This is a genomic window from Saccharicrinis fermentans DSM 9555 = JCM 21142 (assembly GCF_000517085.1).
Taxonomy (GTDB): Bacteria; Bacteroidota; Bacteroidia; order Bacteroidales; family Marinilabiliaceae; genus Saccharicrinis; species Saccharicrinis fermentans.
The window spans coordinates 1,399,138-1,414,909 of sequence record NZ_KI912107.1 but is presented as its reverse complement, the minus strand read 5'-3'; the positions used below and the strand labels follow the sequence as shown (position 1 = coordinate 1,414,909).

The window sequence follows — 15,772 nt, the reverse complement described above, 5'->3', positions numbered from 1 at the left end:
TATATTATAGATTAACACTTACCTCTTTACCTTCTTTTTTCTAAACAAAGCTAAATACCTCACTCATACACTTGTAATGCTCTTACATCTTCCTGAAAAAGGGTAGTTGCATCATTCTCAAATTCAATAAATTTATCTTTGGCAGCTTGTGGAGTCTCCGCATTAGGAATAAACAAATCGCTTTGGTTACTCGTCCAGGGGGCATTAAACCATGATAATACCCAGGCAATGCGTATATCGTTTCCTCCTTCTTTAATTGCTTCTAAAACTACATCATTCCAGAAGGCTGGTTTTGAGCTGATATAATCGTTCCTATACCCCGTTTCTGTTAAAGCGGCAATTTTATTATGACTAATAGCAAAATTACTAAGGGCAATCAGATTTGATTTAAGTGTCGATTTCGCAGGTTCATACATATCTATCCCAACGATATCTACATAGTCATCTCCAGGGTAATAATCCTCTTGTAAAGTATAATTTGGAGACCAGGCAAATAATACAAGACTTGTTCTTTCCTTAATATAATCTACAGACATTTTATAAAATTCAATGTAAAGCTGTTTGCTGTGGTTAGTAGCTTTGGTTCCCCACCAAAACCAGTCTCCGTCCATTTCATGGAACAAGCGAAAAACAATAGGGAAACCTAAATCATTATTGATGATTCCTATAACATCATCCAACTCTTCATAGAACCAGGCTCTGGCCTCATTGTTATCATTCACAATATCATACATTAAACTCTTGTCAGTTGATGTAGTTATGTCGCTCATGTATATTTTGTGATCAGTCTTGCTTTGTTGGTGAAAATCGAAAGTTATCACAGAACCATTTTCATAAGCCTTTTTTGCTTCATCGATATGTAATTGACGTTGAGATGCTGATTTATACAACATATAATGTGGGTCAATACCAAAAACACCCGGATGATCTCCAGTAACAGTCTTACAATCGGAGGTAGTTAGATCATAGCTTAATTCATTTTGTTGGAATGACAAAGGAAATTCTTGTCCAAATATAAATTCAGAACTATTTCCTATCATACCAAGATTCGTCAATAAATTTTTTGTATCTTGCGTTGCATTGCCATCAATAGGAACATAAACACCAGCCTCTTGTACAATTATATATATATTATCAAACGCTGTTTCTCCATGTTCATCCCTTACCCATAATTCAATTTCGTGGGTACCAATTTCTAATAATACTTCAGACTTAATTCCAGATGCGATCACAGCATTTCCTCTTTTCCATTCATAAGTAGCAATAGCCCCTTCCGCATCTGAAGAACCAGAGCCATCTAACTGAACAACAGCCGTCGTTTGTCCTGGATTAACCAAAATCGTTTTATCATCTCCTGCATCGGCTATAGGAGCCTGATTTTCTGCTACAGAAATTGTTACTGTATAATCTTTTTCAGTTCCGTCTATTTCTATCAATTTATAGATCAGTGGTTTTGTAAAGTCATTCACTGTTTTACCAGACTCTTGTTCAACCCCATTCACATAAAGTTTAGCTCCTTCAGTAGCCTCAAAAACAGCTGTCAATGCACTTAAATCAGTGCCATTTACAACGGTAGCTATTATATCATTTGACGTGTTTATGAATTCCACATCTGCTAATTCTTTTATCCCAAATGAAGCAATGAAAGCCTCTTTAAAAACCGATACTTTGTAGTTTGTTTTAGTGCCATCTTCGGCACGGACAGTGTAAATAACAGGATTAGTAAAATCGTTCTTATTATATCCGGAAGTTTGAGGCGTATTGCCAATAAACATCATAGCCTGTGGCGATATTTCAAATTCGGCAGTTAGTTCACTTAGATCATCATCCTTATTTGCCTTTGAATACCAATTACCCGTAGCATCTTGCTGAAAAGTAATCATTAATTCCTGCACAGAAAAGCTATTTAATTCGGATAAATTACTTAAGGTATCCTCCTCATTGCTGCACGCCAATAAAGTAATAAGAAAAAATAGTGCGCCTATTACTTGTTTATACAATTGCCTCATGATGAATAATATGAATATTGCAAGCCGACTTATAACAGACGGCTTGCATATAATTAATAATTCAAATAGTATTTAATATCTGGGACCTTCAGTAATTGTGAATTCATCCATGCTAATTAACACTTCGTTTTGATCATTACGCGACACAATAAATTCAATTCTGTCAATTGGTTCTGCTGGATTCATTCTTTTTAAAGTCTTATAATGCGCTCCTAGTTCTGTAGAATCATCGCTCCAGTTTTCAAGATCCTCATTAAATAAACTAAACTGATGATTTGTCCAAAGTCCATCATTATTTGGAAAAAACTTACGAACCATGACTAACTGCTCATCATATTGGTACATACGAACAATGAGATATTGCTGACCCAGACCATTCCCTGTATTTAAAGCCATCGATAAATACGGATCATTAAACTTGGACAAATCAATATCTTTGGTATCAACCGAGATACTGTTCCCCCAGTAACCGCTCCAGCCACCTGCGGCAGGATCGTTACCAAAAGTGTAAAAATGACTACCATTAAAAGCAGTAATCTGATCCTCTAAAGGACGCAAAGTATTATCTAAGGAACCGATAGTAACACCATTATTCACCTGATCGGGATGATTTTCGGTATCTTCAAACGTTAACAAATCAATCTTTGCTGGAATATCAGTTGAACCAATGGCATCGCCTGGTTCCAGGGTACCGTCATACATTCCTTCTGTAATTTTCATGTAAGCAATATCAACATCCTGTTGTGTTCCCGCATTTCCGGCTTTAAAGCTCAACTTAGGTTTAAAGGCTCTGGTGTCAAACTCACCGCCTTCCCAACTTTCGTTCAAAGGCTGTGAAATAATCATCCATTCGCCATCTGTTTTGAAACCATAGCCGAAATGACGCCAGTTTCCATTTTGATCTTCCATTTGGAAGTAACCAGCACTACCTGCAGGAGTACGCACCGCAAAAGTCAAATAAGGATTGATAAAAGTAGATACATCAGGGACTTCTTCAGAAGTCATTTCTCCCGTTACTTTATCCCAGCCATAACCAGGAGCTCTTAGTTGAAAGAACTTATCTACATTACCCGGACAATCAGATCCACCAGATGCAACACTTGCAGTTGGCTCTCCTACGTAATGATGATTTCCATCCTCAAAATCCCAAATAATTAATTCTTTATACTCAATAAAGGGATAAATCACATTTACATTAGCTACTTCAGGAATCGCATTGGGTCCTAAGCTTTTAAAACTAACACTTACCAACTGTCCTGGTTTTAAATCCAGTTCTCCTGAGTTAATCAATATTTCCGAAGGTTCTCGTGTTAAGATGGGTACACTTTCGCCATCAATATATACTTCTGATATTACATCAACATTTTCACCTTCCACCTTAAACTGAAGTCCCTGAGGAATATCGTTAACCTTTGTCACGGTTACTTCAGGATAAACTGGATTAAGTAATTCATCGCTTTCACTATAACGATTAAATACATTAGCTACACGTAGCAATCCTTGTTCAAAGATTCTGGGTAACTCAACAGTCATCTCTGTTTCCGTATCATTCACACTAATCACTGTACATTCAATACCATTGATGGTAACCACAGCATCAGCAAAATATGCTCCTTTCACTGTTATTTGAGATCCAATAGCTACATCACCTGCAACCGAAACTTCTGTGATTTCGGGTATAGGCCAATTTATATCATAGTCTTCCGATAACTCTTTCTCCTCGCACCCTGTAGCAAATACTACCAAGCCCAATAAAAAAGAGAATAAGCTATATTTTAATATATTTTTCATTGCAGTTTAATTTATTAATATCCTTTATTTTGAGTTAAGTCCCAATCATTTACTTCTGATTCCGGAATTGGCATCAATGGTACTTTTACCCCATTTTTACCATCAATACATTTCTCTAAACAATTCGCTCTTAAGTTTACACTTTCATAACGAAGACTGCCATCGTTATTTTTAAAGGTAGCTTGCTTATGGTCTAACATATCTAAATACTTACCGTGACGCACTAAATCCCAAAAACGCAGACCCTCATTGGCCATTTCAACACGTTTCTCTTTCAGCAATAAATCTATGGCAGCATCTCTTTCTGTAGGCAAGCCTAAATAAGGAAGGTTCCCTCCCCAACCTGTTGAAGGGTAGCTTAACTGCCCTTCGGCAAAACCACGCGCCATAGTACTTGTACGGGCACGAGCTCTAATAGACTCAATAATATCTTCAGCTGCTATATAATTACCTAATTCAATTTCAACCTCGGCATGTAATAGAAGAATCTCGGCATAACGCATCTTACGGATATTATAAGCACTACTTTTGGTAATAGAAGGTTTTTCAGCATCAGCCAAAGCTGTTTTTCTATTTAAGTACGGCGTCATCATTTCCTCCATCTTATAATCATAAGCAGCTCCCTGAACGACCCCTCCATTGTATGCAGGACCATAAATTGAACAACTTAAACGAGGGTCTTGGCTTTCGAATGCATCCACTAAATCCTGGGTTGGATTCTGGAATCCCCATCCCCAATCACCACGGTTACCCGTAAACTGACTTAGGTTAGTTCCTGTTTTTGCTGGAGCATTGGCTGTACTCCCTTCAACCATCTGTAATTCAAAAATAGACTCACTGCCATTTTCTCCAATAAACTCAAACAACTGTGCATAATTAGTCATTAGGGAATATTGCCCTGAGCCGATAATAGCAGAAGTCAATTCTTTGACATCTTGATATGTTACCGTTGCCTCAGCATCCATACTAATTTGATACATACGAAGACGAGCTAAATATCCCTGTGCAGCACCTAGTGTGGCACGTCCCATATCGCTACTGGCATAATCCGATTTATTCGGTAAGCGTTCTATTGCTTTTTCAAAATGCAAAGCCGCATATTCAAAAGTCTCATGATATGATGCACGTGGAATAGTACCGAACTCACCTGATTCTACAGGCTCATCGAATAATGGCACACCACCAAATACACGAACCAAATAAAAATAAAAATATCCCTTAAGAAAATAAGCCTCACCCTCTAAACGCGACTTTAAATCCGCATCCAAAGAACTTTGTGGCAACCATTTTAAAGCTATATTAGCTCTGTATATTCCATCAAAACATTTTATCCAAACAGATTCTAATACACTATTAGAAGTTCCAGGCCTCCACTCAACCATATCTTGAACAGTTTGTAAATCAGCCTCTTTAGATCCTTTTTCTGCATCATCAGCCAATAAATCACCAAAGAAGAACTCATAATTATGCGTTAACCATTGTCCATCATGACCTGAACCTTCCGATTGCCCAATAACATCGTAAATACCGTTGATGGCAAGTATGGCGTTATCGGGTGTTTCAAAGAAATTTTCTTCTGTTTCGCGTGCAATTGGGTCTACTTCCAAAAAATCGGAACAAGCCGTAACCATGAAGGTAGTGAGTATTGCACTTATATATAATAACTTTTTCATCTCTATCTATTTTTCAATTTAGAAATTAACATTGATACCACCTGTTAAAATCACAGGTGTTGGATAGGTTGCATAATCGACTCCCGGAGCGAGATTAGCACCATCTAAGTTTCCGAGTTCAGGTGTCCAACCAGAGTAACTTGTGAAGGTTAACAAGTTATCACATGACATATAAATACGAACTTTTGAAAGTTTTAATGGAGCAATAATAGACTTTGGTAGTGAATAACCTAACTGAACATTACGTAAACGAACATAAGAACCATCCTCTACATAACGATCTGAGAAGCGACTATTTTGGTTGGCATCTGCCGCTGTCATTCTTGGCTCCGTACCAGTAGGGTTATCAGCAGACCAGCGGTCTAATCTATCTGTACGATAATTAGAAAGTACACCTGAAGTATTAATCCAATAGTTGATACCATTCACAATTTCGTTACCAAATACACCGACTAAAGAAGCACGAAAATCAATTCCTTTATATTCTAAACCAAGATTTAAACCTCCAGAAAAATCAGGTGCAGCACTTCCTAAATAAGCACGATCCTCACCATCTATCTTACCGTCATCATTATCATCTACAAACTTCACATCTCCAATTTCAGCATTCGGTTGAATTGGATTTCCATCTTTCGTATACGCATCTAGTTCTTGTTGCGAAGTAAAGATTCCATCTGTTTTAATGCCATAGAAATATCCAATTTCGTAACCTTTTTCGGTACGAGTAGTGAACTCTGCGTTTCCGGCCCATCCATTCATACGACCACCAGATATAGCTTCTCCACCAGCCATATCAGTAATTTCCTGATTTACTATGGAGCCATTTAAGCTAATATCATATTTAAAGTCACCTTTTTTATCGTTCCAGCCCACCGTAAATTCAAAACCGGCGTTTTTCATAGAAGCAGCATTCACTACAGGTCGTCCGGCTCCTACATAATAAGGAATAGGCTTACTGATTTGCATATCATTGGTACGTCTGTCAAACCAATCTAAAGTTACACCTAAGCGCTGGTCAAATAAACCGATATCTAAACCTAGGTTCATTTGTTCAGACACTTCCCACTTTAAGTCCTTATTACTTAATACAGCTGCTTTGGCACCTTCGGCAGCCGATTCTCCAAACACATAAGTATATCCCAAGCTCATTAGCGACAAGTAATTCCAGGCTCCTACCGCATTGGCATTACCCACTTGTCCCCAACCTCCTCGAAACTTCAAGCGCGTAAGAACATCAATATCTTGCATAAAGGGTTCTTCTTTTATATTCCAACCTGCAGAAAATGAAGGGAAATATCCCCAACGTTGATCTTCGTGAAATTTAGAAGAACCATCAGCACGAATAGTTGCTGTAAATAAATATTTATCTTTAAAAGAGTAGTTGGCACGTGCAAAATAAGATAATATTCTATTTTCTTCGCCTTCACCATTTAACTGAAAATTAACCGGATCTTTAGATTGGTCGAAGTACATTAAGTCCTGGACACCTGGAATATCATATCTTGTACCCGAAATATTACTGGTCTTAAAGACTTGCACCTCAGAACCCAATGTAGCATTGATACTATGATTACCCGTTCTTTTTACATAATTAAAAAATCCATTCCAGGTTAATGCGGTATTGCTACCACGTTGCTCATACAACGAGCTTAGATCGTTTCGCTGATCCACTGCAATATAATACTCTTCGTAATAGTTTTTAGAATTAAAGAATGTTAGCTGTGCTGCTCCCATTGTTCTAAAACTTAATCCTTCAACAAAAATATCATCAATATTCAAGGTAAAGTTAGACACCAAACGATGATCGCCCTTTGTTTGATCTTTAGAAGCATCAATTGCACGCATAGGGTTCGTTACAACAACTCCTCCCATGAAACGCGAACCATAATTATTTGTAAAATCATCCCACGCAGGCGTTAAAGGATCCATCCGAATTCCTACTGGTAAAGCACCGCTGAAACTATCGTTATTATGATTATTCTTTTTGTAAGTAGAATATGAAATATTGGCATCCAAACTTACTTTTTCAGTGAAATTATACTTATTATTGATGTAAGTATATAACTTCTTCATTCCACTATTCTTAATTAAACCTTCCTGGTTAAAATAAGTAACACCTAGATTATATGTGCTTTTTTCACTACCTCCACGGGCCGAAATAGAGTAGTTTTGAATAGGTGCTATTCTAAACATTTCATCTTGCCAATCAGTTCCTTTGCTATTGTTGGCAATTACCTCATTTAATATACGCTGTTCATCCGAAGGAACCGAAGCACCATCGTTGGCATAAGCCTCTAAACGTAAAGTAGCAAATTCAGAAGCCGTTACCATATCAATGGTGTTAGAAGTCCATTGTGCTCCACCATATGCAGAAACCTCAAATTGCATTTTACCTTCTTTACCTTGTTTGGTAGATACAAGCACAACTCCATTGGCACCACGCGAACCATAAATGGCGGTTGCCGATGCATCTTTTAAAATTTCGATACTTTCAATATTAGCAGGATCTACAGAGCTTAAATCGCTCATCGGAAATCCATCTACCACATATAAAGGTGAAGAATTACTCCATGAACCAGTACCACGGATACTAATATTCATACCAGCTCCCGGCTCTCCTGAGCTAGGTGTAATATTTACACCTGCAACTTTTCCTTGCAAAGCCTGAACCGCATCGGGTGTAGATGGTCCTTTAAGCTCTTCTCCTCCCACTTTTGCTACAGCTCCAGTTAAATCACTTTTACGTAACGAACCATAACCCACCACCACAACTTCGTCAATATCCTGTACAGAAGCTGCCAATGTTACATTAATATTGCTTTTCCCTTTTACAGGTATTTCCTGTGCATCAAAGCCAATAAATGAAAAAACCAAAGTAGCATCTTCCGACACATTACTCACAACATACTTACCATCAACATTGGTAATAGTTCCATTGGTAGTTCCTTTTACTACAATAGAAACTCCTGGCATCGATTCTCCATTCGAATCAACTACCTCTCCGCTTATGGATCTTTCCTGTGCAAATGCTACCCAGCAGGTAGACATTATTAGCAGCGTCAAGAATAATCGCAGATTCCTTTTCATATTCATCTGTTTTCTAAGATTTAATTATACATTTCACTAATCAGATTTCCGGAAATAAATCATTATTGCAAATATATACTCCATCATAAGCCACATCAAATAGTTTTATATCATTCATCAATACTATTATTTCACCAATATTTCACTTAAATACAAACACACAATATATCGCCTCCCAGACAAACACTTGCTTAACTATTAATTACCAAATAATTAAATCAATAACCAACTATATTAACTCACACATATAATTACATTTATTAACAATATGCACAACTATTTTTATTATATTTACATTGTTTTTTGGAATATTACCAATACTATTATAAATAACAAGTGATTATTTTTACACCTATATAAATGAAAGATCATATACATAGAGAAATTACTCCCCTAAAAGAAAATGATTGTTTTTTAATATTTGACAGAGTAAGAAAAGGCTTCGATTTTCCTTTGCATTTTCACCCTGAGTTTGAAATCAACTATATTGCTAATGCAAAGCGAGCCAAACGAATAGTTGGTGATCATATTGGCGAAATTCAAGATAAAGAATTGGTAATGGCCGGTCCTAACCTTTATCACGGTTGGGAAAATGGGCATTATAATCCCGAAGATGATATTCACGAGATCACTATTCAGTTTCCACGTGAGCTTTTTGACGAGGCTTTATCCAACCGAAACCTATTAAAACCTATCAAAGAACTTTTTATCAACGCCAATAGGGGAATTCTTTTCTCCCAAGAAACCATTAAACTAATAGAGCCAAAATTGTTTGAGTTAAGTAAAAAAAGAGGTTTTGATAGCTTTCTTGAATTCCAGTCCTTACTATACGATTTAGCCATTTCTCGTGACCAGCAATTATTAACCAACGTAGCCTTTCAGCGCCAAAGCGATTTCCATAATAGCGAAAGAATTGAAACAGTATATAATTACATCAAGGAGAATTATGCTCAAAAACTTAAAGTTGAAGATGCAGCCCAGCTAATTAACATGTCTGTAGTCTCTTTCAGTCGTTTGATCAAACAACGCACCGGCAAGTCCTTCGTTGATTTTGTAAACGAAATTAGGCTGGGCATTGCAACTAGGTCTTTAATCGAAACCAACAAAAGCATTTCTGAAATTTGCTTTGAATGTGGCTTCAATAATATTTCAAATTTTAACCGCATATTCCGCAAAAAACAAGATTGTACTCCCAGTGAATTTAGAACTAATTTCACCGGAACAAGAAATGTATTGTAAATTATCAAGAAGAGAAATCACAAAATAAACAAGTCTATTCTCTCATTAATAACCATTACCACTTCCCAATATTATATTGTATTACAACATCATATTTTTTACAACACAAAGTTAAAGGTAAGCTCCTCCTGTTTTACCACAAACCTATTATTTGCCATTATATGATCTTTAATGATTTGAAAAAAAGAACATAATGGACTAATATATTGCATTTATCTAATAAATCTTGTATATTTTGATTTCTTAAAAGATCATTTTTTAATGAATCACAATTCCTTTAATACTATTTAACCACAACAACACATTAGAACTTTATTATGAGTATAAAAGTACACCCAACCAAAAGCTTGTTAAAAGAATGCATAGCTCCGCTATGATAGATTTAAATAAGTTAACTGACAACGTTTTTAACGTTGCAATAAATATTCTAATACATTTTTTAGGGTTAAAAATTATTTAATCATCCAAATTGGTACTGATATCCTCTAGGATAGATAAAGAAAGCGTGGAATAATGAATAAAACAACACTAATTATATTAGCATTGACACCATTCGCACTATTAGGGTATTCAAAAAAAAATAATGTAACGTTCAAAAAAATTTTAATCATCCATTCATTAGAAGAAGTTCGCCCCTGGAACAATGTTTTTAACAATCAATTTAAGGAATCTCTTAAACACATTACTACCTTTGACATTGAATTAGCCTCGGAATACACCGATTTAATACTCTACAAATCAGAAGAATACAAAAATATCTTAGAGAATTCACTTCGTTATAAATACCAAAATGACTTACCCGATGTTATCGTACTCTGTAAAATCAACGCAGTTCAATTTATCATTGAAAGAAACCTCTTTCCTGATATTCCTAAAGTATTAATTGATGTTTCTAATAAAACAGCGAAAGACTTACCTAATGCCATTGTAATTAATCATGAATATTATTTTAAACCAATGATTGAGCATGCTTTGAGTCTTTTTCCTAAAACAAAAAAAATATATGTCATCACAGCCCATAATGAATTATCTAATCACACACTGAAACTATTTAACCGTGACATAAACCATTTAAAAGATTCCATTTCTTTCAACTACTTAGCGAATTTAAGCAAAAATACATTATTAGATTCAGTAAAAAACTTACCTGAAAATTCCTTGGTTTATCACCTATCATTCACACAGGATTTAGATGGCAAATCGGTAATGGCCAAGGAATTCAGCATGGATTTGGCTACAAACTGCAATCGCCCTGTCTTTTGTTTTTCTGATATCTTAGCAGCCAAGACTGGTATTTTGGGTGGATTAGTGGTTTCTACAAATTCAAAAGCAATTAAAGCAGTAAAAGTTATTAAGCAGATTTTTAATGGACAAAATATAGAACATATACCAAATCAAAAAGCAGACTATATATACAATTATGATTGGAAAGAATTAAAGAGATGGAATATTTCTCACAAACGACTACCTTCTTCAAGTGTCTTTTACCATCGTAAGTTTACTTTTTTTGAATTACATAAAGCAAAAATATATTGGTTATTGGCTATCCTAATATCTTATACCGCTTTATTGGTTTTGCTATTATACACAAACAACAAAAAAAAATTAAGTCAGCGGAATTTAAAATTGGAAAATGAAAAATATGAACGATTAAATTCTGAATATAGAGCCCAAAACAAACAGCTTAAAATTGAAAAAGAGAGAGCCGAAGAAAGCGATCGGTTAAAGTTGGCATTTTTATTAAATATGAGTCATGAAATAAGGACACCAATAAATAGCATGGTGGGTTTTTCTGAGTTACTAAAGGACGATACGCTAAATCAAGAGCAAAGGAATAACTACATTAAAATCATTATCAATGGAAGCTTTCAACTTTTGCGAATTATCGATGATATTTTAGAAATGTCGAGATTAGAAACTAATCAGGTAAAAACCCACTCTTCCTATTTTTGTTTAAACACTTTTATGAGCGAACTACACACGCAATTTTCAATTAAGGCAAAACAAAAAGGCCTTTCATTTACCATTAAAACCACGTTGCCTGAAAATAAAGCCCATATCAAAAGTGATAAATCTATCTTAAACAGGATACTTATTAACTTATTAACAAATGCACTTAAATTTACCTCTCAGGGTTTTATAAAATTAGGTTATGAAATAAATGAAAAAAAGCTTATTTTATACGTAAAAGATTCAGGGGTTGGTATATCAAAAGATAACATTAAACACATATTCGATCGTTTTGTGCAAGAAGAAAAAATATTATCACGGAAAAATGGAGGCTTGGGGCTTGGATTATCCATATCAAAAGAAAATGCCAACCTTTTGGGTGGTGATTTGACAGTTGAATCGAAAAAAAATCACGGATCTACCTTCATACTCTCCATACCATACATACCCGTTAATCACACCTGGAAGAATTAAATCAAAAGACGCAACACCTAAATTACTTATCTTCCCACAAATAACAAACCATAACTTTAAGATATTAAATCGGCGAGTTGAAGGGTATAAGGTATGAATTATAGGGTATGAGGGTTTCGGGTGTGAGCATGATGAGTTTAATTATCAATCAACAGAACATATTCAAGCAAACACAAGTGGTCTCAATTTTTCCATAATCATATTTCGTAATTTCGAATCAGTAAGTAATCCTCATTTAAATACCCAACCACCAACAAATCGACCGCAAGGTTGGTATTCGTTTTGTTTCTCATATCTCATCATTGAAGATGTGGATTTTGGGCAATAAACCATTCATTTCGAAATAAGCAAGTTTAAAAAACAAACGTTCTAAATGCACTGTTTATGTCAAATGCAAACAAATGTTAAATACTTTATTCTTATATTTGAAGCATGAAACACATAACTATTAAAGATATAGCAAAAGAATTAAATGTTTCGGTGGCAACAATTTCCAGAGCATTCAATGACAAATACGATATAAGGAAGGATACTAAGGAAATGATCCTAAAAAAAGCCAGAGAGATGGGATATACTCCAAACTCCATTGCGAAAAGATTAATCCAAAAACGATCCTATACAATCGGTGTTATGATACCTGAATTTACAAATATGTTCTTCCCGAAAGTTATTGTAGGCATACAAGACACCCTAATTAAAGCAGGCTATCAGGCCTTAATTATGATATCCAATGAGGATCAAAAAGCAGAAATAGATATACTCAATAAGTTGAAAGAAAACATGGTTGATGGACTTATCATTTCTATGTGTAAAAACACAGCCAACATTGAACACTTTCAAGAACTTGTACAACAAGAGATGCCTATGGTTTTTTTTAATAGAGTTAGCGATAAAATACCTGCTCCCCAAGTTATCTTAGACGATTACAAATGTGCTTTCTTCGCAACAGAACACCTTATATTACAAGGATATAAAAAAATACATCATCTTTATGCAGACCAAGAAATTTCTTTTGTAGACAAACGAATCAAAGGGTATAAAGATGCCTTAAAAAAATACAAGTTACCTTTTGATGACTCTTATTTGTTTGATGGTCATTTCACTGTGGAAGGAGGAAAAAAAATTGCACAAAAGATGCTTGAGTGTAATAATATTCCCGATGCCGTTTTTTCATGCAATGACTTTATGGCTATTGGAGCTATGAAAGAATTTAAGAATAAAGGATACAAGATTCCTGAAGAAATAGGTTTTTTTGGTTTTTCAGATTCTAAATCCGCAGAGTTAATTGAACCAGCATTATCAACAATCAAACAAGAATATTTCGATATGGGCAAGAAATCGGCCGATTTGCTTTTAAAACAAATTGAAGAAGGAGATGTCAAAACTTATTCTGACAAAGTTATTTCAATGAGAGGAAAACTTGTATTACGTCCATCATCTATGAGAAAGCCGGGTTAATCATTTTCAATGCTATTGCTCCTTTATTATAGCTGGACAAGTCCAGCTATAATTTCTGCCTTCATTTAAATTGAGCCTCCGAGAATACAACTATACGAAGGGAATTCTATTGAAGTTAAAAAAACGAAACCTAACGCTCTTCCCAAAATTCCCATGACAAATCAGGCAATGTTACAGAAAAGCTTTTCCCTTTTTTATTCCCAACTTTTACACCCATGGTATTTTCTCCTCTTTCCCAAGGAGTATAACGATAACCAATCCATTTTGCTCTATCAATACCCGTATTTAAATAAAAAGTATAATCAGCTCCAGTGCGATTAGATACAACGACAACTCGCTTTCCGTTCGGTTTTTCATATGCAAAAACACGTGCATCTTTATGATAGTTATTTTCAGTTAAATCTATTACTCTGCAATCCCATGGCATACGTTTTACGAAACTCCCTACAGCATTCCAGTTGAAATCATTATATATCCAACTCCCTGGCTTCATTTTATCGGCCTCCAATTCTAACTTCATAGCCTTTGAACGAATCTTCATTGGACTATTTACTCCCACCTCTACTTCAAAGGTTTGCATATCTTCACCATCTAAGAACAAAGCATGAGGAGCTCCATAAGTATCTCCATTCTTTCCATCATGTTTAGCAACAGAATTATTTCCTTTCTTAAGCTTTTTGGTATATACAATATCAGTTCCTTGCGAACGAACTACCTTTAGTTCTGTCTTGGTCCATCCTATTGGCTCATACCCACCTACCTGATCAACCAACATATAAGCTGTGGCAGGTTGATTCAAAATAAAACTATAATACACACCAGGTTCTTTATCTGAAGGACGAATACCATTCAGATACTCCATTTTTTTGAACATTTCAGGCATTTTAGTTATAATATCACCTTTAACCCATCGTTCATATTTTCCAATATTTTTTGGCTCATGACCCGGCAATTGAGATTTCCAAAAACCTAATGAATATCCACTTGCTTCAGAATTCTTAAAAGGCTTTAGAGCATGAATCCAATACCATGTAGGATTTTGCCCCAACTGAAATGAATTCATGATATGTTGAGCAGTATTTAAACAGCGTTCAGGACTTGCACTGCCTTTTAAATACTCATATTCATTTTGAAACCAAGGACGCTTAGGCAATGTTTTACTGATTTTTTCATGAACATTTTTAACGCGTTCTGAGTCCCATCCAATGGTATGTACCACATAAGCATCTACTAACTCAGCCACTTCACGCCTGTGCATTCCTTTAGCAATTTTTCTTGGATAACCTGGTTCTGTATCACTCATTAACAAGATTGTAGAATCTAAATTTCTAACAGCACTCGCTGAAGCAACATAAGCTCTAATATAATCCTCGGCAGAAAAAAACTTACACGAGGAATATTGTGCATTATTAGTAAAGGGTTCATTGCTAATACCCCACTGTACTGTTTTTATACCTGCTTCTTTTAACGTCTCAATATCTTTTACACACGCCTGTCCATATTCTTTTAAAAACTTAGCCGTGTCACCCTTATATACAGGATCATTTACAAAGTCCGGTCCAAAACAACGTAGGGTGTTAGTCCTATCTTTACTTCCCTTACCTACATACTTCAAATTAGCTTTCCAATATGGTGGTGGCGACCAATACTCCAATGATACACCTTCAACACCAGCCCATTCCATCATCTGACGCAGCTCTTCCAATTGCTCAGGCCAACGTGGCATTAAATATTTTTTTTCGGCATCCAGTCCTCTCCAATACAGTCCACCAGCTAAACGACAATATCGAAAACCGTCCAACATTTCTTTTGCAAAACGTTCACGCTCGCTTGGCGTTAAATCGTGTGGCACTGCGTGTCTTTCTTCTGGCAATCCAGTATTTCCGGAACCAATGGCATCACTTTGAATCTCGAAGCCTATTCCCCAAACTGTTTGCTTATATTGATCTGTATGTATGTCTACAGTACCCTGTAATTGTTCTTCTTTTATTGATTGGGCATTCATTCCCCAACTCAAGAACAAAAACATAGTAATTATTAAAATTTCACTTTTGTACATAACTATAATATTTACATTAACTTATTATATAA

8 protein-coding genes are annotated in these 15,772 nt (G+C 35.5%); 3 read left to right on the top strand and 5 right to left on the bottom strand.

Annotation, left to right across the window (positions count from 1 at the left end; translation table 11 throughout):
- Positions 1 to 59 precede the first annotated feature (59 nt).
- The 4 genes from CYTFE_RS0105695 to CYTFE_RS0105680 form a co-directional block, all read right to left on the bottom strand.
- Positions 60 to 2,009, bottom strand: coding sequence for a glycosyl hydrolase (locus CYTFE_RS0105695; RefSeq protein WP_027471024.1), 1,950 nt, complete (start codon positions 2,007 to 2,009; stop codon positions 60 to 62).
- A gap of 72 nt (positions 2,010 to 2,081) precedes the next feature.
- Positions 2,082 to 3,800: an IPT/TIG domain-containing protein gene (locus CYTFE_RS28445; protein ID WP_052343024.1), complete on the bottom strand. Its 1,719-nt coding sequence runs from the start codon at positions 3,798 to 3,800 to the stop codon at positions 2,082 to 2,084.
- Positions 3,801 to 3,814: 14 nt separating this feature from the next.
- Positions 3,815 to 5,473: a RagB/SusD family nutrient uptake outer membrane protein gene (locus CYTFE_RS0105685; RefSeq protein WP_027471023.1), complete on the bottom strand. Its 1,659-nt coding sequence runs from the start codon at positions 5,471 to 5,473 to the stop codon at positions 3,815 to 3,817.
- Positions 5,474 to 5,491: 18 nt separating this feature from the next.
- Positions 5,492 to 8,560, bottom strand: coding sequence for a SusC/RagA family TonB-linked outer membrane protein (locus tag CYTFE_RS0105680; protein ID WP_027471022.1), 3,069 nt, complete (start codon positions 8,558 to 8,560; stop codon positions 5,492 to 5,494).
- Between the two features lie 360 nt (positions 8,561 to 8,920).
- Here CYTFE_RS0105680 and CYTFE_RS0105675 point away from each other — a divergent pair, with 360 nt between their 5' ends.
- The 3 genes from CYTFE_RS0105675 (at position 8,921) to CYTFE_RS0105660 (ending at position 13,681) form a co-directional block, all read left to right on the top strand.
- On the top strand, positions 8,921 to 9,799 hold the full coding sequence (locus tag CYTFE_RS0105675; RefSeq protein ID WP_027471021.1) for a helix-turn-helix domain-containing protein: 879 nt from the start codon (positions 8,921 to 8,923) through the stop codon (positions 9,797 to 9,799).
- A 513-nt stretch (positions 9,800 to 10,312) separates the two neighbouring features.
- Positions 10,313 to 12,223, top strand: coding sequence for a sensor histidine kinase (locus CYTFE_RS28440; RefSeq protein ID WP_027471020.1), 1,911 nt, complete (start codon positions 10,313 to 10,315; stop codon positions 12,221 to 12,223).
- A gap of 432 nt (positions 12,224 to 12,655) precedes the next feature.
- Positions 12,656 to 13,681 carry a LacI family DNA-binding transcriptional regulator gene (locus tag CYTFE_RS0105660; RefSeq protein ID WP_027471019.1) on the top strand — a complete coding sequence of 342 codons (1,026 nt, stop codon included), beginning with the start codon at positions 12,656 to 12,658 and terminating at the stop codon, positions 13,679 to 13,681.
- Positions 13,682 to 13,811: 130 nt separating this feature from the next.
- Here CYTFE_RS0105660 and CYTFE_RS0105655 read toward each other — a convergent pair whose 3' ends face one another.
- Positions 13,812 to 15,740 (bottom strand): glycoside hydrolase family 30 beta sandwich domain-containing protein, encoded by a 1,929-nt coding sequence (locus tag CYTFE_RS0105655; RefSeq protein WP_027471018.1) that lies wholly within the window; start codon positions 15,738 to 15,740, stop codon positions 13,812 to 13,814.
- Between the last annotated feature and the right edge of the window lie 32 nt (positions 15,741 to 15,772).